26 protein-coding genes are annotated in these 21806 nt (G+C 71.5%); 20 read left to right on the top strand and 6 right to left on the bottom strand.

The window, feature by feature from the left end; genetic code table 11:
• Positions 1 to 15 precede the first annotated feature (15 nt).
• From alr to ET989_RS05765, 5 genes are all read left to right on the top strand, one after another.
• Complete coding sequence (alr, locus tag ET989_RS05785; RefSeq protein ID WP_165490053.1) at positions 16 to 1134, top strand: alanine racemase; 1119 nt, start codon at positions 16 to 18, stop codon at positions 1132 to 1134.
• 133 nt (positions 1135 to 1267) lie between these two features.
• Positions 1268 to 1468 carry a hypothetical protein gene (locus ET989_RS05780; RefSeq protein ID WP_131167606.1) on the top strand — a complete coding sequence of 67 codons (201 nt, stop codon included), beginning with the start codon at positions 1268 to 1270 and terminating at the stop codon, positions 1466 to 1468.
• A gap of 42 nt (positions 1469 to 1510) precedes the next feature.
• Entirely contained in the window at positions 1511 to 1744 is a 234-nt protein-coding gene (locus ET989_RS05775; RefSeq protein ID WP_131167605.1) for a hypothetical protein, read from the top strand.
• A gap of 39 nt (positions 1745 to 1783) precedes the next feature.
• Positions 1784 to 2419, top strand: a complete 636-nt coding sequence (locus ET989_RS05770; RefSeq protein WP_206662241.1) for a DUF2087 domain-containing protein — start codon at positions 1784 to 1786, stop codon at positions 2417 to 2419.
• Positions 2419 to 3054, top strand: a complete 636-nt coding sequence (locus ET989_RS05765; RefSeq protein ID WP_131167604.1) for a flavin reductase family protein — start codon at positions 2419 to 2421, stop codon at positions 3052 to 3054. The genes ET989_RS05770 and ET989_RS05765 overlap by 1 nt, the downstream gene beginning before the upstream one ends.
• On the opposite strand, the gene ET989_RS05760 is transcribed toward ET989_RS05765, so the two are convergent.
• Positions 3038 to 3718, bottom strand: coding sequence for an EcsC family protein (locus tag ET989_RS05760; RefSeq protein ID WP_131167603.1), 681 nt, complete (start codon positions 3716 to 3718; stop codon positions 3038 to 3040). The two genes, ET989_RS05765 and ET989_RS05760, sit on opposite strands and share 17 nt — an antisense overlap.
• A gap of 117 nt (positions 3719 to 3835) precedes the next feature.
• On the opposite strand from ET989_RS05760, the gene aat reads away from it, so the two are divergent.
• The 5 genes from aat (at position 3836) to pheA (ending at position 8780) form a co-directional block, all read left to right on the top strand.
• Complete coding sequence (gene aat, locus ET989_RS05755) at positions 3836 to 4531, top strand: leucyl/phenylalanyl-tRNA--protein transferase (protein WP_131167602.1); 696 nt, start codon at positions 3836 to 3838, stop codon at positions 4529 to 4531.
• 93 nt (positions 4532 to 4624) lie between these two features.
• Positions 4625 to 5224, top strand: coding sequence for a DUF1707 SHOCT-like domain-containing protein (locus tag ET989_RS05750; protein WP_131167601.1), 600 nt, complete (start codon positions 4625 to 4627; stop codon positions 5222 to 5224).
• Between the two features lies 1 nt (position 5225).
• On the top strand, positions 5226 to 6098 hold the full coding sequence (locus tag ET989_RS05745; protein ID WP_131167600.1) for an Fpg/Nei family DNA glycosylase: 873 nt from the start codon (positions 5226 to 5228) through the stop codon (positions 6096 to 6098).
• Between the two features lie 42 nt (positions 6099 to 6140).
• The gene (mptB, locus tag ET989_RS05740; protein ID WP_131167599.1) at positions 6141 to 7832 is read left to right on the top strand and encodes a polyprenol phosphomannose-dependent alpha 1,6 mannosyltransferase MptB; all 1692 of its coding nucleotides are present in this window, start codon (positions 6141 to 6143) and stop codon (positions 7830 to 7832) included.
• 27 nt (positions 7833 to 7859) lie between these two features.
• A complete protein-coding gene (gene pheA / locus ET989_RS05735; protein WP_131167598.1) occupies positions 7860 to 8780 on the top strand; it encodes a prephenate dehydratase in 921 nt (306 codons plus the stop codon).
• 267 nt (positions 8781 to 9047) lie between these two features.
• On the opposite strand, the gene ET989_RS05730 is transcribed toward pheA, so the two are convergent.
• Positions 9048 to 10592 carry a bifunctional phosphatase PAP2/diacylglycerol kinase family protein gene (locus tag ET989_RS05730; protein ID WP_131167597.1) on the bottom strand — a complete coding sequence of 515 codons (1545 nt, stop codon included), beginning with the start codon at positions 10590 to 10592 and terminating at the stop codon, positions 9048 to 9050.
• A gap of 75 nt (positions 10593 to 10667) precedes the next feature.
• Between ET989_RS05730 and serS the strand changes: the two genes are divergently transcribed.
• The 3 genes from serS to ET989_RS05715 are packed head-to-tail and all read left to right on the top strand — an operon-like array spanning position 10668 to position 13290.
• A complete protein-coding gene (serS, locus tag ET989_RS05725) occupies positions 10668 to 11948 on the top strand; it encodes a serine--tRNA ligase (RefSeq protein WP_131167596.1) in 1281 nt (426 codons plus the stop codon).
• A gap of 11 nt (positions 11949 to 11959) precedes the next feature.
• Entirely contained in the window at positions 11960 to 12829 is an 870-nt protein-coding gene (locus ET989_RS05720; RefSeq protein WP_131167595.1) for an aminoglycoside phosphotransferase family protein, read from the top strand.
• A complete protein-coding gene (locus ET989_RS05715; RefSeq protein ID WP_206662240.1) occupies positions 12826 to 13290 on the top strand; it encodes a class I SAM-dependent methyltransferase in 465 nt (154 codons plus the stop codon). The genes ET989_RS05720 and ET989_RS05715 overlap by 4 nt, the downstream gene beginning before the upstream one ends.
• Here ET989_RS05715 and ET989_RS05710 read toward each other — a convergent pair.
• The 3 genes from ET989_RS05710 to ET989_RS15780 form a co-directional block, all read right to left on the bottom strand.
• Positions 13259 to 14113 (bottom strand): alpha/beta hydrolase, encoded by an 855-nt coding sequence (locus ET989_RS05710; RefSeq protein WP_131167594.1) that lies wholly within the window; start codon positions 14111 to 14113, stop codon positions 13259 to 13261. The two genes, ET989_RS05715 and ET989_RS05710, sit on opposite strands and share 32 nt — an antisense overlap.
• 85 nt (positions 14114 to 14198) lie before the next feature.
• Positions 14199 to 14885 (bottom strand): DUF1707 SHOCT-like domain-containing protein, encoded by a 687-nt coding sequence (locus ET989_RS05705; RefSeq protein ID WP_165490052.1) that lies wholly within the window; start codon positions 14883 to 14885, stop codon positions 14199 to 14201.
• Positions 14886 to 14920: 35 nt separating this feature from the next.
• Entirely contained in the window at positions 14921 to 15052 is a 132-nt protein-coding gene (locus ET989_RS15780; RefSeq protein ID WP_277751344.1) for a hypothetical protein, read from the bottom strand.
• A 97-nt stretch (positions 15053 to 15149) separates the two neighbouring features.
• Between ET989_RS15780 and ET989_RS05700 the strand changes: the two genes are divergently transcribed.
• The 3 genes from ET989_RS05700 (at position 15150) to ET989_RS05690 (ending at position 17919) form a co-directional block, all read left to right on the top strand.
• Positions 15150 to 15959, top strand: a complete 810-nt coding sequence (locus ET989_RS05700) for an HAD family hydrolase (RefSeq protein WP_131167592.1) — start codon at positions 15150 to 15152, stop codon at positions 15957 to 15959.
• 61 nt (positions 15960 to 16020) lie between these two features.
• Positions 16021 to 17361, top strand: coding sequence for a DUF4921 family protein (locus tag ET989_RS05695; protein WP_131167591.1), 1341 nt, complete (start codon positions 16021 to 16023; stop codon positions 17359 to 17361).
• A 39-nt stretch (positions 17362 to 17400) separates the two neighbouring features.
• On the top strand, positions 17401 to 17919 hold the full coding sequence (locus tag ET989_RS05690; protein ID WP_131167590.1) for a DUF1707 SHOCT-like domain-containing protein: 519 nt from the start codon (positions 17401 to 17403) through the stop codon (positions 17917 to 17919).
• A gap of 3 nt (positions 17920 to 17922) precedes the next feature.
• Here ET989_RS05690 and ET989_RS05685 read toward each other — a convergent pair whose 3' ends face one another.
• Positions 17923 to 18132, bottom strand: a complete 210-nt coding sequence (locus ET989_RS05685) for a hypothetical protein (RefSeq protein WP_131167589.1) — start codon at positions 18130 to 18132, stop codon at positions 17923 to 17925.
• A 289-nt stretch (positions 18133 to 18421) separates the two neighbouring features.
• On the opposite strand from ET989_RS05685, the gene ET989_RS05680 reads away from it, so the two are divergent.
• From ET989_RS05680 to ET989_RS05660, 4 genes are all read left to right on the top strand, one after another.
• Positions 18422 to 18889 carry a hypothetical protein gene (locus ET989_RS05680; RefSeq protein WP_131167588.1) on the top strand — a complete coding sequence of 156 codons (468 nt, stop codon included), beginning with the start codon at positions 18422 to 18424 and terminating at the stop codon, positions 18887 to 18889.
• A 255-nt stretch (positions 18890 to 19144) separates the two neighbouring features.
• Positions 19145 to 20065, top strand: a complete 921-nt coding sequence (locus ET989_RS05670; protein ID WP_241656221.1) for an ABC transporter ATP-binding protein — start codon at positions 19145 to 19147, stop codon at positions 20063 to 20065.
• On the top strand, positions 20058 to 20900 hold the full coding sequence (locus ET989_RS05665; protein ID WP_131167587.1) for an ABC transporter permease: 843 nt from the start codon (positions 20058 to 20060) through the stop codon (positions 20898 to 20900). The genes ET989_RS05670 and ET989_RS05665 overlap by 8 nt, the downstream gene beginning before the upstream one ends.
• On the top strand, positions 20897 to 21730 hold the full coding sequence (locus tag ET989_RS05660) for an ABC transporter permease (RefSeq protein WP_131167586.1): 834 nt from the start codon (positions 20897 to 20899) through the stop codon (positions 21728 to 21730). Before ET989_RS05665 ends, ET989_RS05660 begins: the two co-directional genes overlap by 4 nt.
• Positions 21731 to 21806 lie beyond the last annotated feature (76 nt).

Below are 21806 nucleotides of genomic sequence, written 5' to 3'. Positions count from 1 at the left end.
GCCAGAATGGTCCCCATGCTGTACGCGACCACGGCCACCACGCGCCTGGACCACATCCGCGCCAACCTCGACGCCATCCGCGCGCGGGTCGGCGGGCGGCTCGTGCTGGCCGCGGTCAAGGCCGACGCCTACGGGCACGGCGCCGTGCCGGTGTCGCGCATGCTCGAGGCGACCGGCGCGGCCGACTGTCTCGGCGTCGCGACCGTCGACGAGGCGATCGCGATCCGCGATGCCGGCGTGCGGCTGCCCATCCTCAAGCTCAGTCACGCGCTGGGTGACGACGAGGTCGCGGCGTGCGTCGAGCGCGACGTCGACCTCGCCGTCGTGTCCGCGGAGACCATCGACCAGGTCGGCCGGGTGGCCGCCGGGCTGGGGCGCACGGCGTCCGTGCACCTGAAGGTGGAGACCGGCATGCGCCGCATCGGCTGCCAACCCGACGCCGCGCCCGACCTGGCCCGCCGTGCGGACGCCGCGGGCCTGCGCCTGCGCGGTCTCTTCAGCCACCTGCCGGTGTCCGACACCGAGGGGGGCCGGGAGTTCACCGAGGCCCAGGTCGCGCTGTTCGCCGACGTGCTGGACGCCGTGACCGCTGCCCGTGGTCGGGTCGAGATCGCGCACCTGGCCAACTCCGGGGGTGTGCTGATGCACCCCGGCTCGTGGTTCGACATGGTGCGCCCCGGGATCATGGTCTACGGGTTGCTGCCAGACCCCACCACGCCCGCGACCGTGCCCCTGCTGCCGGGGCTGGAGTGGACGACCCGGGTGTCCTTCGTGAAGGACGTCGCGGCCGGGGAGAGTGTCGGCTACGGGCGCACCTGGGTGGCGCCGCGCGACACGACGATCGCGACGATCCCGGTGGGTTACGGCGACGGCTACAGCCGCCTGCTCTCCAACCGGGGGCGGGTGCTGATCGGCGGTGCTTCGTACCCCATCGTCGGGCGCGTCTGCATGGACCAGACGATGGTCGACCTCGGGCCCGATTCGACTGTGGCTACGGGTGACGAGGTCGCCCTGGTCGGTCGTCAGGGCGACGAGGAGATCACCGTGCAGGACATCGCCGACCTCATGGGGACCATCCCGTACGAGGTCACCTGCCTCATCAACGCCCGCGTCGCGCGGGCTGTCGTCGGCTGAGGTTCGAGGCCCGGGCAGGGGCACCTTTCCTCCTGTCGGGGGCGGTCCTACGCGGCGTAGCATCGAAGCATCGCCAGGCCCGGATCGACCGGGTCGCGTTCCCCGGACGGGGGTGAGAACGATGTCGGTGTTGGTGAGGTCCAAGCTCAACCTGGCGGCCCTCGGGGCCGGAGTTCTCGCGGTGGTGATGCTCCTCGCCGTCCTGGTCGTGCGGCCGATGGAGGCCGCCGCCTGGGTCTACACGGCCGCGTTCTTCGTCGGTCTGGTCGGGGTGGCGCTCGCAGCCGCCGACGGCCTGCACGAACGCCACCAGCGGTTGGCGTTCCTGCCCTAGACCCGGCTCGGCTGGTGGTCGCTCGGCGTCGCGATCGCGGGCGTGGCGCTGTTCGTGGTCGGCGCGTTCGTCCTGACGTCGAACCGACCCGAGGGCCCGGGTGTCCCGATGTTCCTGGTCAGCGTGCCGGCGTTGGGCGGCCTGATCGCGGCGGGCATCATCGCGGTGGTCGCGTGGTTCCGCCGGCAGGAGCGCTCGCTGCTCGTGCTGCTGACGGTGCTGCCGTCGCTGTTCGCGGTCTACTTCGTGATCGGGGAGTTCGCCTTCCCGCGCTGAGCTTGACGTCTCGTTCGATGTAGATCTAACGTTTGATGCATGTCGAACGACCTGGATGATCGTGTCCGCCTGCTGAAGACCATCGCGGACGCCACCCGCCTGCGCATCCTCGGCCTGCTCGCGGACCGGCCCCACACCGGCCGCGAGCTCGCCGACGCACTGGGCCTCAGCGCCGCCACGGTGAGCCACCACATGCACCGGCTCGAGGGCGTCGGCATCGTGACCGCCACCCCCGACGCCACCCGGCGCCTGTACACGCTCAACGACGGGCTGCTGAGCCAGGTGCGCGGGTCGTCGCCGGTCGGAGCGCAGGAGGGTATCGACGACCCCGACCACCAGCGCACGGTGCGGATCTTCTTCGACGGGCCGCGGCTGCGGCAGATCCCGGCCAAGCGCAAGGCGCGGGTGTCGGTGCTGCTCGAGCTGCTGCGCCGCTTCGAGGCCGGCCGCGACTACAGCGAGCCCGAGGTGAACGCGATCCTGCGCGAGGCGCACGACGACGTCGCCACCCTGCGCCGCGAGCTCATCGATTACCGCTACCTGACCCGCTCCGAGGGCACCTACCGCGTCGCCGACGCCCCACCCGAGCGGCACCCGAACGAGGCGCAGGAGGCGCCGGCGGGGGAGTCCGCCTGGCTCGGTGCCCTCATCCGCGGCGCCGTGCAGGGTGCGTAATGGGCGTCCACACCTATCGCCCCGCCGAGGGGCACGGGCTGGCCCACAACCCGTTCAACGCGATCGTCGGGCCGCGCCCGATCGGCTGGATCGGCACGCTCGCGTCCGACGGACGCCGCAACCTCGCGCCCTACTCCTTCTTCAACGCGTTCAACTACACCCCGCCGCTGGTCGGCTTCTCGAGCACCTCGTGGAAGCACACGGCCCGCAATTGCGCGGACACCGGCGAGTTCACCTGGAACCTCGTCTCTCGCGAGCTCGCCGAGGCGATGAACGAGACGTCCACGCCGGCCGACGTCGACGAGTTCGAGCGCGCCGGACTGGCGGCCGCGGCGTCCGACCTGATCGCGGCCCCGCGCGTGGCGGACGCCCGCGTCACGTTCGAGTGCCGGGTCACCCAGCAGATCGAGCTGACCGGGCTTGATGGGCTTCCCAGCGGCGCGGTGCTGACGATGGGGGAGGTGGTGGTGGTGCACATCGACGAGTCCCTGATCGTGGACGGGGTGTACGACACGGTCGGCGGGGCGCCGCTGCTGCGCGGCGGCGGGCCGTCGGCGTACTACGGCATCGACGAGGGCAGCCGGCTCGACCTGTTCCGCCCGCGCGACCCCGACGGAGTCACTCGCCGCGGGTGAGGCGACGGCGGCTCACGAAGACCTCGCGGGCGTACGCCCCGATCTCGATCGTGGAGAGGCCGTCCATCGTCGCGCCCACGCCGCCACCCAGGAGGGGGACGCGGCGGGCGAACAGCAGCGACGCGCGGCGTCCGCCGATGCGGGAGACGAGCTCGCCGAGCACCTTCTCGCTGACCAGTTGGTCGAGCGAGGAGTCGAACACGGGGGCGGTCGCGATGGCGAGCGCGGTGGTCGGCAGGACGCCGGCGTCCACGAGGCGCTGGACACCGTCGCGGCCCATCAGGCACAGCGTCATCGCCGTGCGGACCTGCCGGGAGTCGATGTCGTAGCCGCGCAGGTGGGCGATCGACGCGATGAGGCGGATCTGCACCACCGCCAGGCCGGCGATGTTGGCGGGCAGGGTCACGGCGAGGGTGGGCAGTCCGCCGAGGCTGGTCAGGAACCCCTGCGCGCCGGCGAGGCCGACGTGGGAGAGCACGAGCGACTCGAGGGCGTCCTCGACGGAGTCGCGCCTGCCGAGGTGCTTGGCCGCGGCGACCTTCGCTCCCGGCAGGGTGGACGTGCCCGTGATCGCCGTCTCCAGCAGGGTGCGCAGCAGGTTGCCGCCGACCTCAGGGGCACGGGCGACCGGGTTCTTGCTGATGTCGCGCGACTCGGGTGCCATGGGTTCAGGGTAAGCGCCGAAAGCGCTGCGCCCCAGCGGGTGCCCCCCGGCCGTCCCCTGAGCGGTGCTGGTCGGGGGCGTCCGGGCGGTGTCGGTGGGGCGTGCCAGACTGCAGCCATGGCGTTGTCGGGCGTGTTCGGGCCGGAGTCGTCCTGGCCGGACCAGGACCTCATCGCCCTGTCCCAGGAGTTCGACGCCGACCTCGTCGTGGCCGCGTACGCCTCGGGCGTGTTCCCCATGCCGCTGCTCGAGTCGGGGTGGCCGGACGCCATGGGCTGGTGGTCGCCGGTCCACCGGGGCGTCCTGCCGCTGGACGACGTGCGGGTGACGCGGTCGCTGCGCAAGTCGGCCCGGCGGTACGTGGTGACGGTGGACGCCGCGTTCGACGAGGTGATGGCCCGGTGCGCGGACCCCGCGCGTCCCTCGGGCTGGATCGACGGCCGCATCGTCGAGGTCTACGCCGAACTGCACCGCGCGGGCGTCGTGCACTCGGTGGAGGCGTGGACGTCTTCCGGCGACCTGGCGGGCGGTTTGTACGGGGTGTCCTTGGGCGGGTTGTTCGCGGGGGAGTCGATGTTCCACGACCCCGTTCTTGGGCGGGACGCCTCCAAGGTGGCTCTGCTGGGGCTGGTCGAGCTGCTGGACGACGGTGTCGAGGGGCGCCTGCTCGACGTCCAGTGGGTGACCGACCATCTGGAGTCGCTGGGTGCCGTCGAGGTCGACCGTCCCGACTACCTGCGCCTTCTCGACGAGACGCTTGGGCTGCCGGCGCCCAACTGGGGACTGAGGCGAGGCCAGGTCCCTGAGGTGTGAGCGAGGGGAGCCCCGAAGGGCTGGCGGGCTTCGACATGCTCAGCCATCCGGCCCCTCGGGGCGGCACCGGCCACACCTCGTAGAATCGATGGCATGCCCGAGATCGAGCGACACAGGCGACTCCGCGCCAGCGACGCGGATCGCGACGCCGTGCTCACGATCCTGCACGAGGCCTACGTGGCCGGGCGCCTCGACCTCGACGACCTGACCCACCGGCAGGAGCAGGCGCTCGCCGCCCGCTACATCGACCAGCTCCCCGAGCTCGTCGCCGATGTGCCCGAGGGCCACGCCCTCGACGGCCGCTGGGTCCGGCCCACGCGCCGCCGCGCGAAGGCGCCGGTCGCGGCGTCCAACGGCGCGGGCTGGACGGCGACCATCCTCACCGGACGCCGCATCGACCTCGAGCGCGGGGCGTCCGTGCGGAACTTCGCGCTGATGGGCGGTGACGACATCTACCTCCGGGACGCCCTCGGCCCCGGCGTCGTCCTCACCCTCGAACTGCCCGCCGTCCTGGGCGGGCACAGCCTGCACGTGCCCCGCGGCGTCCGCGTGGTGGAGGAGACCCAGGCGGTCGCGGGCGGCAACAGCATCCGCCGGTCGGCGCAGGGGGACGGCTCCAACGGCACCCTCGTCCTGCGCGGCATGCTCGTGCTGGGCGGTCACACGGTGAAGCTCGACAAGCGCGACCGCTGACATGCCCGAGATGCCCGAGGTCGAGGCGCTCCGCGCGTTCCTGGCCGAGAACCTGGTGGGGCGAGCGGTCGTCCGCGCCGACCTGGCGGCGATCGCGGCGCTCAAGACGTTCGCCGTCCCGCTCAGCGCGCTGCACGGCATGGAGGTCACCGGCGTCGAGCGGCACGGCAAGTTCCTGGCCATCGACGTCGACGGCACCTGGCTCGCCTTCCACCTCGCCCGCGCCGGCTGGCTGACCTGGCACGACCCCGTCCCGGCGACGCCAGTCCGGCCCGGCAAGGGCCCGCTGGCGCTGCGGGTCGCGTTCGACGGCGACCCCGACCCGGTCGGTTTCAGCCTCACCGAGGCCGGCACGCAGAAGCACCTCTCCGTGTACGTCGTCGCCGACCTCGCCGAGGTCCCCGGCATCACCCGGCTCGGCCCCGACCCGCTCGCTGCAGGCTTCAGCCGCGACGACTTCGCGGCCGTGCTCACCGAACACGCGCGCACCCAGGTGAAGGGGCTCCTCAAGGACCAGTCGGTGCTGGCCGGCATCGGCAACGCGTACTCCGACGAGATCCTCCAGGCCGCCCGGCTCAGCCCGTTCAAGCTGGCGGGTTCGCTCACCGACGACGAGGTGACCGGCCTGTTCGAGGCGATCCGCACCGAGCTGACGTCCGCCATCGACCGCGCGGTCGGCGAGAAGCCCGCCAACCTCAAGGACGGCAAGCGCAGCACCATGCGCGTCCACGGCCGCAAGGGCGAGGCCTGCCCGACCTGCGGCACGCCCATCGCCGAGGTCAGCTTCGCCGACTCGTTCCTCAACTACTGCCCCCGTTGCCAGACCGGCGGCAAGCTGCTCGCCGACCGGCGCCTGTCGAAGCTCCTCAAGTGATCCCAGTAGCCTTGGGCCATCCATGACCCCCTGGAGGCCCGAGTGAACGCGATCGTCCAGCGGTGGAACCGCTTCCTCGATCGGCCGTGGACCAAGAACGGACGCCTCGGGTTCTGGCTCATCGTGGCGAGCTGCCTGACCACCATCGCCGTGGCCTTCCTGGGCCCCTCCAGCGTCACCCTCAACGTCGGGCCCGCCAACGGCAGCCTGCTCCCGCCCTACTTCATCCCCGTCGAGTGGGGTGAGCGCATCGGCCTGCCGCTGTCCGAGTGGGTGGTCGTCCCCGCACTGTGGGTCGGCATCACGATCGGCACGGTCGGGCTGCTCATCGCGTGGCGCGCGGTCACGGCCGGCTGGCGTCCGCGCATCCACCGCATGTTCTACCTGGGCGTCGGGCTGAACGTCGCCACCGCGGCCGTCCCGCCCCTGACGAGCGCGGACGTCCTCATGTACGCGGCGTACGGACGCCTCCAGCGCCAGGGTGTCGACCCGTACAGCATCACCCCGGCCGAGATCTTCCGGCAGACCTACGACCCCGTCCTGGTCTGGACCGAGCGCCCCTGGCAGGACACCCCCAGCGTGTACGGGCCCATCGCGTCGTTCACCCAGTGGCTCGCGAACGTGCTCGGCGGCGAGTCGATGCACGACGTCGTGTTCTGGCTGCAGCTCATCCACGTGACGGCGTTCATCGTCGTCTGCGCGGTGATGATCAAGCTCGCCCACGGCGACGCCGCGCTGCAGACCCGCTCGGTGCTGTTCACCATCCTCAACCCGCTGCTGATCTGGGCCGTCGTCGCCGGCGGACACAACGAGGCCCTCACGCTGGTGTTCGCCATCGTCGCCCTGTGGTTCATGCGGCGCAGCGCGTTCGTGACGGGCATCTTCATCGGGCTCGCCGGGTCGGTGAAGGTCTCGCTGGTCTTCTACGGTCTCGCGATGGTGTGGGGCTACCGCCACGACTGGCGCAAGGTGTTGCAGCTCAGCATCGGAGCGCTGATCCCCATCGGCATCCTCTACGGAGTGTTCGCCCCGCACGCCCTGTTCGCGGCCAGCCGCAACACCGGCTACGTGTCGGGCGGCTCGTGGGCACCGTGGGTCGACTCGGCGTTGGCCTGGGTGCTGCCGGGCGACGTCGCGCGCTCCACCACCGGCATCCTCGGCTGGACGGGCATGCTCGTCATCGGCTGGATGCTCTCGCGTGTGCTGCCGTGGAAGGCTGTCCCGGGCGCCGCGCTGCCGGCTGAGCGGGACCCGCTGACCATCGCCGTCCGCACGGCCGTGGTCCTGTGCACTGCCTGGCTCGTCACCTCGCCCTACACGCTCGCCTGGTACGACCTCATCGTGTGGGCGCCGCTCGCCCTGCTGCACCGCACCCGCCTCGACTGGCTGATGGCCCTGCGCGGCACCGCGCTGTCCGTCGGCTACGTCACCGGTCGGACGGTGGGCTTCTCCGACTTCATGGTCGACGTCGTGGCGTTCACGATCCGCGACGTCATCAGCTCGGGCGTCCAGTGGTTCGTACTGGGCGTGATCGTCTCCTGGTTCTGGTCGACGAACCGGCAGTGGCCCACGGCGTCCTTCGTGCTCAACGGCTTCCGCGGGCTGCTCGTCAGCGGCCCGCGCGCCGAACGGGCGGCCGCGGCGTCCGGGACGCCAGCCGGCGGCAAGGTCGGCCCGCCGCTAGTGCGGCGGATCTCCGCCCCGCGTCCGGGAGGCAGGAAGTCCGGGAGCTGAGGCGTCCGCGACCCTAGACTCACCCGGGTGATCGGATACTTCGGGCCCGCGGGGACGTTCACCCACCAGGCCCTCCTGACGCTGACGGACGCCGAGTCCACCCCCTTGGCGACCGTGGCGCGCGTGCTGGACGCCGTGCGCGCGGGCGAGATCGAGTCGGGGCTGGTTCCGATCGAGAACTCCGTCGAGGGCGGGGTGTCGGCCACCCTCGACAACCTCGCCGCGGGGACGCCGCTGGTCATCGTCGCCGAGGTGCTGCTGCCGGTGTCGTTCGTGCTGGCCGTCCGCCCCGGGACGCGCGCGGAGGACGTCAAGCGCATCCTCACCCATCCGCACGCGTACGCCCAGACCCGCGACTGGATCGACCAGAACCTGCCGTGGGCCACCGTCACTGAGGGCGGGTCGACCGCCGCCGCGGCCGCCGCCGTCGCCGAACCGGACTCGACGTTCGACGGTGCGATCTGCGCGCGGGTCGCCGCCGACCTCTACGGCCTGGACTGCCTGGCCACCGACATCGCCGACAACCCGGACGCCGTCACCCGCTTCGTGCTCGTGCGCCGGCCGGGCGAGCTGCCCGCCCCCACCGGTGCGGACAAGACCACGCTCGTTGCCTGGATGCACACCGACCATTCGGGCGCGCTGCTGGAGATCCTGCAGCAGTTCGCGATGCGCGGGGTGAACCTGACCCGCATCGAGAGCCGTCCGACGAAGAAGGCGTTCGGCGAGTACTGCTTCTCGATCGACGCCGAGGGACACATCGGCGAGCCCCGCATGCGCGGCACCCTCAAGGGCCTGCACCGCATCTGTCGCGCGGTGACGTTCCTGGGGTCCTACCCGCGCGCCGACAAGGTGAGGCCCAAGATCGCACGCGGCTTCACCGACGCCGAGTACGCCGCAGCCGAGGGCTGGATCGACGACGTCCTGGGCCGCGCCCCGAAGGAGCGCTGACGCCGAGAGCCCCGGCCCTGTGTGCCGAGAGCCCCGGCCCTGCGCGCCGAGAGCCCCGGGTTTGTGTGTCGAGAGCCCCGGCTCTGGGCGCCGAGAGCCCCTCTTCTCTATAGGAGCCAAGCCCTCGGCGGACTGGACCCAAGCCCTCGGCGGACCGGACCCAAGCCCTCGGCGGACCGGACCCAAGCCCTCGGCGGACCGGACCCAAGCCCTCGGCGGACCGGACCCAAGCCCTCGGCGGGCTGGACCCAAGCCCTCGGCGGGGCGTTACGGAACCATCACCAGCACGGCGTTCTGGCGTACCGACACCTCGAGGCGGCGGCACTCGCCGATGGTGTCGCCGTCGACCTGGTAGGCGACCGGCTCGTCGGTCTCGATCACCAGTCGGCGCGCCTGCGCGCGCTCGATGCCGGGGTGGTCGCCCGTTCGGGTGAGGACGCGGGTGGCCATCGCGCCCCAGTCAGCGGGGCGTTCGGGCGAGGCGAGCACGAGGTCGAGGAGCCCGTCGTCGGGGAGGGCGTCCGGGGCGAGGGCGATCTGGCCCTGCACGCTGCCCACGTTGGCGATGAGGGCGAGCGCGGGCGTCCGCTCGACGGGGGAGCCGCCGTCGAGGGTGATCACCGCCCGGAACGGCGGGGAGTTGAGGCTGGTCAGGGCCGTGACCGCGTAGGCGGCCGGGCCGACGACCTTCTTCAGGTCGGCGTTGGTCTCGCTCATGATGCGCGCGTCGATGCCCATGCCCGCCATCACGAGCGACACGTCGTCGTGCGCATCGTCGGCTCGCAGCCGGACGATGTCGATGCCGCGCGGGCGGCCGTCGAAGGCGGCGTCGAGGGCGTCCGCGAGGTCGAGGGGGACGCCGAGGTTGCGGGCCAGCAGGTTGCCGGTGCCGACCGGCACGATGCCCAAGGGGATGCCGGTCTCGGCGAACTCGGCGCTGACCGTGCGGACGGTGCCGTCCCCGCCCGCGACGAGCACGAGGTCGACCTTGCGCTTGCGGGCCACCCGCGCCACCCGGGCGCCCGCGTCGTCGGCGTCCGTCTCGAGCCAGAGCGGGGGCTGCCAGCCGCGCTCGGCGGATTCGCCCTCGACCTGGCGGCGGAAGACCGGTAGGTCGGGCACCTTCGTGGGGTTGTAGACGACCGCGGCCCGGCGCGTGCCGTCGGTCACCCGGCGGGGGCTGCCGAACTTGATGACCCTCACGCCGGCCATCGCCAGCGCCAGCGCGGCGACGAACCCACCCAGCAACCCGCCGCCGATGAGGTCGGAGAACCAGTGCGCCCGCAGCCACCAGCGGTCGGCGAAGATCAGCCACCAGGCCACGACGAGGGCCGCGGTGGCGGCGACCACCATGGTCCGGCGGCGGCGGGTCACGACCATCGCTGCGATGACCAGCACCGCCACGATCGTCGCCGCCGTCATGTGGGAGCTGGGGTAGGCATACCCCTCGGCGGTGATGAGGGGAAGTGCGGTGTCCGGGCGGGGGCGCTGGACGATCATCTTCACCAGCTGGCTGCTGCCCCACCCGAGAGGGATGCTCAGCAACATCGCCCACGCGAGGTTGTGCAGCCGGCGGCGCGCGGCCCACAAAGTGAGCCCGGCCAGCACGGTGTAGAGGACGGTCGGGGTCGTGAGGATCGCGATCGCGGCGAGGATCTGTCCGCGCGCCGAGGCGCCCGTGACGCCGGGGACGCGGGAGAGGGCGTCCACCCGTTCGAAAGCCCCCACGGACAGCGTGAGCCACGTCCACAGCCCGAATGCCGCCGCCAGCACCACCGTGGCGAGGTGCGCGAGCCCCCAGCGTGTCCTCACGCGTCCAGTCTCCCACGCGGTCGGGGCGCCCGGGCGGGCCCCGTCGGTCGGGCGCCCCACGGCTAGGATGCTGCCGTGATCGATCCGAAGATTCTGCGCACCGACCCCGACCGCGTCCGCCGGAGCCAGGCCTCCCGCGGCGAGTCGGTCGAGCTGGTCGACCAGCTCGTGGCCGCCGACGAGCGGCGTCGTTCGCTGATGGCGACGTCGGAGTCCGCGCGCGCGGAGCAGAAGTCGCTGTCGGCGCAGATCCCGAAGGCCTCGCCCGAGGAGAAGCAGGCCCTGCTGGCACGCACCAAGGAACTCGCGGCGTCCGTCAAGGAGGCTCAGGCCGAGACCGAGGCCGCCAACGCCACCTTCGACGAGCTGATGATGCAGCTGGGCAACATCGTGATCGACGGGGTTCCCTCGGGTGGCGAGGACGAGGGCGAGATCATCGAGACGTGGGGAACCCCGCGCGACTTCGCCGCCGAGGGCTTCGCCCCCCGTGACCACCTCGAACTGGGCGAGATGCTGGGCGCCATCGACATGGAGCGCGGCGCCAAGATCTCCGGCTCGCGGTTCTACGTGCTGACCGGCCAAGGGGCCCAGCTCGAGTTCGCGCTGCTGCAGCACGCGATGGCGATGGCGTCCTCGTGGGGGTTCACGCCGATGATCGTCCCGAGTTTGGTGAAGCCGGAGGCGATGGCCGGGACGGGGTTCCTGGGCCAGGCGGCCGAGGACGTCTACCACCTCGAGCGCGACGATCTGTACCTGGTCGGCACCTCCGAGGTCGCGCTGGCGGCCTACCACTCCGACGAGATCCTGCCCGCCGGGTCGCTGCCGAAGCACTACGTGGGGTGGTCGAGCTGCTTCCGCCGCGAGGCCGGCGCCTACGGCAAGGACACCCGCGGCATCTTTCGCGTGCACTGGTTCGACAAGGCCGAGCTGTTCGTCTACTGCTCGCCCGAGGACGCCGAGGCCGAGCACGCCAAGCTGCTGGGTTACGAGAAGGCGTTCATCGAGTCGCTGGAGATCCCGTACCAGGTCCTCGACGTCGCCTCGGGCGACCTCGGGTCGTCGGCCGCCCGCAAGTTCGACTGCTACGGCTGGCTGCCCACCCAGGAGCGCTACCGCGAGATCACCTCGACCTCGAACTGCACCGAGTTCCAGGCGCGCCGCCTCAACATCCGGCAGCGGGACGCCGGCGGCACCCGCCCTCTGGCCACGCTCAACGGCACGCTGTGCGCGATGACCCGCACGATCATCATGATCCTGGAGAACCACCAGCAGGCCGACGGGTCGGTGCGCGTCCCCGAGGCACTCCGGCCCTACCTCGGCGGGCGCGAGTTCCTGACCCCGGTCGCCGCCGCTTGAGTTCCGGCCCGGTGTCCCGGCAGGCGTGGGAGGACAGCCTCCCGCGCCTCGTCGAGGACACCTTCCGGCGCTGGCACCTGACGCCCGACGGAGAGCCGATGTCCGGCGTCACGGCGCGGGTGTACCCGGTGCTGGACGCCGACGGCGTCCGCCGGGCCTGCAAGTCCAGCCACGTCGAGGCCGACAACGTCGGCGAGATCCCGACCCTGACCCTGTGGGGTGGACGCCCCGCGGTCGAGTTGGTGCGGGCCGACCCGCGCCGCGGCGTCCTGCTGTTGGAGTGGTTGGACGGCCAACTGCAGGAGCACTGGGACGCCGACGAGGCGTCCCGGATCGTGGCCGGGCTGTACGGCCGGCTGCACCGCCGGGCCGCCCCGCAACTGCCCGACGGGCACGCGTTCGTGCGCCGCTGGCTGGGTGAGCTGGAGGGGCTGGGGCGTGCGGTGCCCGCGCCGCCGCGGTTCGTCGACTGGGCGTTGCGCGCCGGCCGCGAGCTGGCCGCCGAGCCCGGCACCCACGTCGTGCACGGCGACCTGCACTACCTCAACGTCATGGCCCGCGGCGACGAGTGGGTCGCGATCGACCCCAAGGGCTACAACGCCGCGCCCGAGTACGAGGTGGCGCCGCTGCTGTGGAACCGCTGGGCCGACCTCGAGGCGTCGAGGGACGTGGGGCAGGCGATCCGGGACCGGTTCTACGCGGTGGTCGACACAGCCGGGCTCGACGAGCGGCGTGCCCGCGACTGGGTCGTGGTGCGCTGCGCCATCAACCTCGGCTGGGCGGTGCAGGACGGCTCTGCCGAGAGCCGACGGGACGACTGGCACGGCTCGGTCACGCGGCAGGTGACGATCCTCAAGGCGATGCAGGCGGTGGAGCCGTGACCCTGCCTCCGCGGGGCGTGAGGCCGGAGCCGTTCAGCGCCTACACGACACCCGAGTTCTGGGACGACCCGCACATCTCGGCGCAGATGCTCGCCCACCACCTCGACCCGGCGACCGCGGCGGCGTCGCGGCCGCACGCGTTCATCGACGCGTCGGTCGACTGGCTCCGCTCCGTGTTGGGGTTGGGGCCGGGGTCGCGCGTGCTCGACCTGGGCTGCGGTCCGGGGTTGTACGCCGTGCGGCTGGCGCGGCGCGGCGTCCGGGTTCTGGGTGTGGACGCCTGGGCCCGGTCGCTGGCCCATGCGCGGTTGACCGTCGACGAGGTGCGCGCCGAGGTCGAGTCGGTGGGGTTCGACGTGGTCGAGGTCACCGGCGACGTCGCGGGCGCCCCCTTCGACCCGGGTGCGCCCACGTTCGCGGTGCGGGCGGTCAGGGCAGGGCGCGGTCCAGGAACGCGATGACGTCGGCGGTGACCTCGTCGCGGTTGGTCTCGTTGAGCAGCTCGTGGCGGGCCTCGGGGTACAGGTGCACCTCGACGTCGGTCAGGCCGGCGTCCCGGTAGCGCTGGGCCACCGCCTCGACGCCCTCGCCGCCGGCGCCGCCGACAGGGTCGTCGCGGCCCGAGATCAGCAGGATCGGCAGGTCCTTCGGGATGGCTGACAGCGCCTCGGGGTCGGCCGCGCGGGCCAGCGACACGATGCCCGCGGGCGACGGCGCGGCCCACCCGCACAGGGGGTCGGCGACGTACTTGTCGACCTCGTCCGCGTCGCGCGAGAGCCACTCGAACCCGGTGCGGTGCTCGAACGGGGCGTTGAACGCGCTGAGGTCGGTGGGGGCGTCCGAGCCGAGCATGGGGGCGAGGACGGCGGCGTCGCCGGTTCCCGACAGGACGACGGCGTCGACGTCGGATGCGTGGTCGAGCAGGAAGTGCTGGGTGGCGAACGAGCCCATCGAGTGGCCGAACAGGACCAGCGGCAGGCCGGGGGCGTCCTCGCGGATGCGCTTGTTGAGGACGCCGAGGTCGTCCACCCAGCCCTGCCAGCCGTCGGGTCCCCAGTCGCCGTGCTTGCCGGCGGCGGTGAGGCCCGAGCCGCGGGCGTCCGGGGCGTAGACGAGGTAGCCGGCCGCCGTCAGCGCCTCGGCGAAGCGGCGGTAGCGGGCGCCGTGTTCGGCCAGCCCGTGCTGCACCTGGATGACGGCCCGAGGCTCACCCTCGGGGGCCCACCGGTAGACGTGGAGGTCGATGCCGTCGTCGCTGGGAACGGTGAACGTGGTCTCTTCCATGACGCGATTCTGCCAGTCGTCGCCGGGCCGGGGGCCGAAACCCAAGCCCTCGGCGCGGGAAACTCAAGCCTTGGGCGCGGGAAACTCAAGCCCTCGGCAGTTCGGGCATGCCGGGGCGTCCCTTCTCGACGAAGCGCTGCGCCTTGAGGGCGTCCCTTTCGTCCGAGAGCTTCACCTTCACCTGGCCCGAGGTGCGACCGCGGACGATGATGCGGGGCTTGCCGTGCTGCGGCCGCGTCCGGACGCCGCGGGTCTCGATGTAACTGGCCTCGGCCTGGGTGGCCTGGGTGTCGACGCCCCAGCCCTCGGGCACGACGATGGTGGTGGTGCCCCAGTCGTTCACGACGAGCACCAGGTCGATCACCTTGGCGGGGGCAGTGGCGAGGGTGAAGTCCAGCAGGACGCCGCCGATCGAGGAGTGCACCTCGATGAACGGCGGTGTGACCCAGTCGCCGGAGACGGTGAGCTGACGCCAGCCCTTTCCCTCCAGGACGAGCGGGTCGTCCCAGGTGAAGCCGGGCCCCTCGCCGATCGGGGCGTCCAGGCCGACGATGGCGTCCACCTCGGCGGCGGGGGCGAGGTCTTCCAGCACGGAGACGAGGTCGGCGCGGGTGACGGCCCCCAGGGCGCGTGGCACGCGCCCCTCGAGTTCGTCGAAGGTGATGCGCTCGTCCGCGGCCGCGTTGCGGATGACCTCCAGGGCGCGCTCGCGCTGTGCCGTGCCGACGCGGAGGTGCAACTCGCGTCCGGGTCCTTGGGGAGTGGTGCTCACGGCGTCCACGCTACCGACCCGCCCGAGTGACCGGGCTACGGCAGCAGCGCGGGCAGGAGGAACACCGCCGAGATCGAGAGGGCGGCCACGAGCAGGACGATGCAGTAGGCGCGGTCGCGCAGTCGCTTGAGCTGGGTGGGGGTGGTGGACTGGTCGTAGCGGAGCATGGGGGCGTACCTCCTTACCTACCAAGACGCACGGGACCCCCGAAAGGTTGCGTGGACGGTGAAGACTCCTCAGGAGAAATCTCCCTAGGGTTCAGACGTGACCTGGCAGCCCGCCCTCGTGGCCCTCGATGTCGACGGCACGCTCGTCGACGAGTCCAACGTGATCGACCCCGGCGTCCGTGCCGCCGTGCAGCGGGTGGTGGACGCCGGCGTCCCGGTGATCCTGTCGACGGGGCGGTCGTGGGCGTCGGCGCTGACGGTGATCGAGCAGCTGCCGCTGGAGCACGTCGAGCACGTCTGCTCGAACGGGGCGGTCACCGTGCGCTACCCGCCGTTCGAGGTCGTGGACGTGCTGACCTTCGACCCTCGCCCCGTGGTGGACCGGATCCTCGCCGAGCACCCCGCTGCGCTGCTGGCCGTCGAGGTCGTGGGCCGCGGCTACCGGGTGTCGGACGAGTTCCCCACGGGCGAGCTGCACGGCGAGATCGAGGTCGTCAGCGTCGACGAACTCGCCGGCTCGGAGGTGACGCGCGTGATCGTTCGCGACCCCAACGCATCCGAGGACGACTTCATCGAGCTCGCCCACCGGCTCGGCCTGGAGGGCGTCTCGTACGCGATCGGCTACACCGCCTGGCTCGACATCGCGCCCGAGGGTGTCGACAAGGCCCACGGGCTGGCACGCGTGTGCGGGCGGATGGGCATCGACCCCGCCGACGTGCTCGCGCTGGGGGACGGCCGCAACGACATCGAGATGCTCACCTGGGCCGGCCGCGGCGTCGCCATGGGCGGCTCTCCCGCCGAGCTCGTCGCCGTGGCGGACGCCGTGACGGGCACGCTCGCCGAAGGCGGCCTGGTCGAGGAGCTGGGGCGCTGGTTCGGTTCCGCCGAGGACTCATGGTCGGGGTGACCACGAGTCCTCGCCGGTAGTTGCACGAGTCCTCGGCGGAAGCTTGTGCCACGCTGGTGGCATGCAGCCCTACAGCCGCGAACCGGAGTACCTCACCACGCTCGCTGACGGCACGGTCAAGCAGCTGAACCCGTTCACGGGGACGGAGGTGTGGACGGTCCCAGGACGCGGCAATCGCCCGCTCGGCGTGGGTGGCGGCAACCCGGCCCCCCTCGACCCGGACGCCCACGGCGCCCACTGCTCGTTCTGCGAGAAGCGCTACACCGAGACGCCGCCTGAGAAGTCCCGGGTGGTGCACCGCGGCAACACGACCTGGGAGACCCACTACCGGACGACCGCCGAGGAGATGTTCACCACCGTCGCCGACTTCCGGCGGGTGCCGAACCTGTTCGAGATCCTCAGCTACGAGTACTGGAACCTCAACTACGGCTATACCCTGCCCACCCACGTCGCCACGCGACGCGAGGCGTACCTGGCCTCCCCCCAGGGGCGCGAACACCTGCTGTCGGTCATCGACATGAAGCTGCGGGCGTCCGGGCGCACCGCCGCCGAGGTCGCCGCGATGGGCGAGGACGAGCGGATCGCCGCGGCGTCCGGCTTCTTCGGGGGCGGCCACGACCTGATCATCGCGCGCCGCCACTACGTCGACGGCGCCACCCACGACGACCAGCTGGCCGGCGCGGGCACGCTCACGCCCGACGAGCACGGCCAGTTCATCGCGTTCACCATCGAGTCGGTGCGGGGCCTGTACGACCTGAACCGGTACGCCCGCTACGTGACGGTCTTCCAGAACTGGCTCAAGCCGGCGGGGGCGTCCTTCGACCACCTGCACAAGCAGCTCGTCGCGATCGATGAGCGGGGCGTCCAGCACGAGGCGACGCTGGCGAAGCTGCGCTCGAACACGAACCTGTTCAACGACGTCGCCACGAACTACGCCTCGTACAAGAACCTCGTCATCGCCGAGAACGAGCACGCGATGGCGTTCGCCGGGTTCGGGCACCGGTTCCCGACCATCGAGATCTACAGCAAGTCCGAGCAGCCGGACCCGTGGGAACAGTCGCCCGAGGAGGTCCGGGGCATGAGCGACATGATCCAGGCCATGCACGCGGCGACGGGCACCGCGGTGCCGTGCAACGAGGAGTGGCACTACCGGCCCATCGACGTCGACCTGGCCATGCCGTGGCGGGTGATGCTGAAGTGGCGCGTCTCCACGCTGGCGGGTTTCGAGGGGGCCACGAAGATCTACCTCAACACGATTGAGCCGGCGATGCTGCGCGACCGGGTCGTCGACCGCCTGTTCGCGCTGCGCAACGAGCACCGGATCGCCGACTCGCTCCAGATCGCGTTCGAGGCGCCCTGCCGCCCCAACTCGCTGCGGTACGCGCGTCCTCTGCGCGGCTAGGCTGGCGCCACCCCGACGTCCCGAGAGGCACCACCCCCGATGAGCGACACCCCCCAGCTCCCCGTCCCCGACAACGTGTGGGCGCGGTTCAGCGCCGATCCCCGCACGCAGGGCGACGTGCGTGCCAGCGACGCCGACCGTGACGTGGCGGCCGAGGTGCTGAACGCCGCCTTCGGCGACGGACGCCTCGACTCGGCCGAGCACGCCGAGCGGATGACCACGGCGCTGGGGTCGAAGCGGCTGGGGGAGCTGGTGCCGATCCTGGCCGACATCGTGGTGTCGTCCCGGCGCGGCCAGCGTCCGCGGACGCCCGCGCGCACCGGCCGGCTGCTGCAGGACGGGGCGCTGCGCAGCTGGCTCGGCCTGGCCCTGCTGTTCAACGTCATCTGGGTCGCGACGTGGCTGTTCGCGGGGCAGGCCCCGTACTACTACTGGCCGATCTGGCCGATGATCGGCACAGCCGTCCCCGCCCTCGTGCTGTGGGTGTCCGGCGGGTCGATGGCGAACCGTTCCCGCCCCGACGACCGCGACCGGCGTCGCCTCGACCGGGGCCGCTGACCCTCACAGCTGCTCGGCGTACTCCGCCCGCATCGCGTCGCCGCCCCCGGACGCCCACCGCTTGCGCAGGTCGGCCAGCTCCGACAGCGGGCGCCGCCCGGTGACGATGCCCGGGGTGTAGTCGGTGACCATGGTCGAGAGCGCGTCGCCCTTGCTGTAGGAGGTCTCCGAGTCGAGGTTCGCGACGGGGTTCGGCACGAACCCGGCGACCATCTCCTCGGCGTAGCGCTGGCAGGTCTGGCCTCCTCCGGTGGGGCGCCGGGGAAGAAGAAGCCGTTGTTGAAGCTCGCCAGCATCGAAAGGAAGCCGCCCTCGCCGGCGCCGGGCCAGTCGTCGGGCTGACTGGGGCTGTTGTGTCCGGGTGAGGCGAATGAGGCGACCGGAAGCCCCGCAGTCCTGCAACCGGTCCCGTCGTCACCCGATCAGGTGTATCACCGGCACGTCTGCGAGGTCTTCTAGGGTGTGCGGGGCAGCCGGCCCTGCGGACCGAGAGGGGCTCTCCATGCCTGCGAACACGTCACTGCTCACCCTTTTGGCCCAGCGCCACCCGATCATCTGGGACATCATCAACCAGGGCGGCCTCGAAGAGCGCGGCATCATCATCCAGGGCGGCCGCGGTGAACGCGTCGCCGGCACCCATCCCATCCCATGGGTCGACCCGGGCTTCAAGCTCGGAGCCGCGACGGGCGTCGAGCTGATCCGCACAGCGCGCCTGGCCGACGCGCTCGGAACGGCGTACCGCCCGAACCCCGACGAGATCTGTCCGCCGCGGTGGCCCTGGCCCTTCCCGCTGCCCTTCCCGCCGCGCATCGACGAGAAGTTCTTCGAGGACGACGAGCGACGCGTCGGGTACGCCCTCGGACTCGCGACGGCTCTCGAGGCATCGTTGCCGTTCTGGGCCGAGAGCGGCGGTGCCGACGCGCTGCACGCCGTATATGACGTCGCGCTCGAGCAGGCCCGGGTGAAGTGACGCCGATCCGCCGGGCGGACGCCGTCACATGCGCATCCGCCCGCCGGATCGGGACCGCACGCTCCTCGCGCGGTGGCGGCGGGGGGTCTTGTCCTCGACCGCCGCTGCGGCGGGAACCGCGCCGACGCGTTTGGAGATCGTCTCCCTGACCACCAGGATGCGGTCGAATAGCGCGATCCGCACACGCAGTTCGTGGCCCTGCGACGTACGGAGCCGTGCTTTTTCCTGTGGGTGGCGGCTTGTAGTGTTCACGCCGTGCCCGTGATCCAAGCCCAGAACCTCACCAAGAAGTTCGGCGACTTCACCGCCGTCGACGGAATCTCGTTCGAGGTCGCCCCCGGTGAGTCCTTCGGCCTGCTCGGGCCCAACGGCGCGGGCAAGTCGACCACCATGCGGATGATCGGCGGCACGTCGTTGCGAACGTCCGGCTCGCTGACCGTGCTGGGCCTCGACCCCGAGGAGCGGGGCCCCGAGGTGCGGGCCTCCCTCGGCGTGGTGCCACAGCAGGACTCGCTGGACGAGGAGCTGCGCGCCCGCGACAACCTCATCGTCTACGGCCGCTACTTTGGCCTGCCCCGGGCGTACCTGGAGACCAAGGCCGACGAGCTGCTCGAGTTCGCCCAGCTGACAGAGAAGGCCAAGGCGAAGGTCAACGCGCTGTCCGGCGGCATGAAGCGCCGCCTCACGATCGCGCGCGGCTTGGTCAACGAGCCGCGCATCCTGCTGCTGGACGAACCGACCACGGGGCTGGACCCGCAGGCCCGGCACATCCTGTGGGATCGGCTGTTCCGCCTCAAGGAGCAGGGCGTCACCCTGGTCATCACCACGCACTTCATGGACGAGGCGGAGCAGCTGTGCGACCGGCTGGTCGTCATCGACCACGGCAAGATCGTCGCCGAGGGTTCGCCACAGGCGCTGATCCGCGAGTACTCGACCCGCGAGGTCGTCGAGGTGCGGTTCGGGTCGGCCCGCAACGCCGCGATGGAGGCGGAGCTGCGCGGCATGGCCGAGCGCATCGAGGTGCTGCCCGACCGCATCCTGCTCTACGCCCGCGACGGCGAGGGCCTGCTCGAGCAGATCTCCCGGCGCGGGCTCAACCCGCTCACCTCGCTCGTGCGGCGTTCATCGCTGGAGGACGTGTTCCTCCGGCTGACCGGGAGGTCCCTCATTGACTGACGTCCGGCATGAGCAACCCGTCGTCACGTTCACGGGGCTCGACCACGCCGCCCTCGCCGCGCGCACCCGCCGGTGGGGGTGGCTGCACTACGCCCGCTACCGGCAGGCGTCCGAGGGGCCGTTCCTGGTCACGGCGCTGATGCTGGCGATCGGCAACCCGATCCTCTACCTCGCGGCCATGGGCCTGGGCCTGGGCTCGATCGTCCAGGCTGACGTCTCCGGCGTCTCTTACCTGCACTTCGTCGCGCCCGGCCTGCTCGTGGCCACCGTCGCGACGACGGGCGCCCAGTTCGGCACCTGGCCGATCTTCGGCGGCTTCAAGTGGATCCGGAACTACCTCGCCGCGCAGGCCACCCCGCTGGAGCCTGGCCAGATGGCGCAGGGCGAGACGCTCGCCATCGGCGTCCGGCTGTTCGTGCAGGCGGCGATCTTCTGGGTGATCGGGCTGGCCTTCGGCGCGTGGCCCGGGGGGTGGTCGCTGCTGGCGATCCCGATCGCGACGGTGGCGGCGCTGGCGATGTTCACCCCGCTGATGGCCTACTCGGCGACGTTGGAGGAGGAGGGCCTGCACTTCAACTTCGTACAGCGCCTCATCATCATGCCGATGTTCCTGTTCGCCGGAACCTTCTTCCCGCTGGAGTCGATGCCCATCTACCTGCAGTGGGTCGGCTGGGTCTCGCCCATGTGGCACGGCACCCAGCTCGCTCGCATGGCGTCATTCGGGCTGGCAGTGCCGCCGTGGTTGGTGGGCGTCCACGTGGTGTTCCTGCTGGCGTGCATCGTCGGCGGCCAGGTCTGGGCCCACCGCACATTCACCCGGAGGTTGGTGCGATGAGTGACGTGATGGCCCCGGTCAAGGAGCGCCTGGCCAACCGCCCGTCGTGGCTGGCGCCGCTGTACGCGGGCAACGCCAGCGCGGTGATCGAGCGCGGCTTCCGGGTGATCCGCAACGCCAACTGGGGCGTGATCGCCACGGGCTTCTTCGAGCCGGTGCTGTACCTGCTGGCGATGGGCGTCGGCATGGGCGCGCTGGTGGGCGGGGTGCCCGGGCCGGACGGACGCGAGATCAGCTACGCGATGTTCATCGCACCCGCGCTGCTGGCAACCTCGGCCATGAACGGCGCGATCTACGACTCGGTCAACAACGTGTTCTTCAAGCTGCGCTACAGCAAGGTCTACGAGGGCATGCTGCAGACGTCGCTCGGCCCGATGGACGTGGCGCTCGGCGAGATCTTCATGGCCCTGTTTCGCGGCCTGCTGTACGCGGTGGGCTTCCTTGGGGTTCTCGGCGTGATGGGGCTGGTGACGTCCTGGTGGGCGCTGGCGATGATCCCGGTCGCCCTGCTGATCGCGCTCGGCTTCGCCTCGTTGGGCATGGCGGTGACGAGCTTCATGAAGAGCTTCCAGCAGCTCGACCTCGTGCCAATGGTGCTGCTTCCGATGTTCCTGTTCAGCTCGACGTTGTTCCCGATCAGCGTCTACCCGGGCTGGGTCCAGGGGGTCATCCAGGCGCTGCCGCTGTGGCACGGCGTCGAGCTGATGCGGCAGCTGTCGATCGGGTTCTTCTCGCCGATGACGCTGGTGCACCTGTCCTACTTCGCGGGCATGACCGTGCTGGGCATCACGCTGGTCACCTTCCGGCTGCGGAAGCTCTTCCTGCGCTGAGCCCCGCCGGGGTGGGCCGTACGCCCGCGCGCCGGTGCGTCCGCGCGCAGGTGCGCCGGCCCGCGGGGTGGTGGGG

The sequence above is a fragment of the Propioniciclava sinopodophylli genome (assembly GCF_004324755.1).
Classification (GTDB): Bacteria; Actinomycetota; Actinomycetes; order Propionibacteriales; family Propionibacteriaceae; genus Propioniciclava; species Propioniciclava sinopodophylli.
Note: the sequence above shows the minus strand (reverse complement) of the source record. Positions and strands in the feature narration are given on the sequence as shown.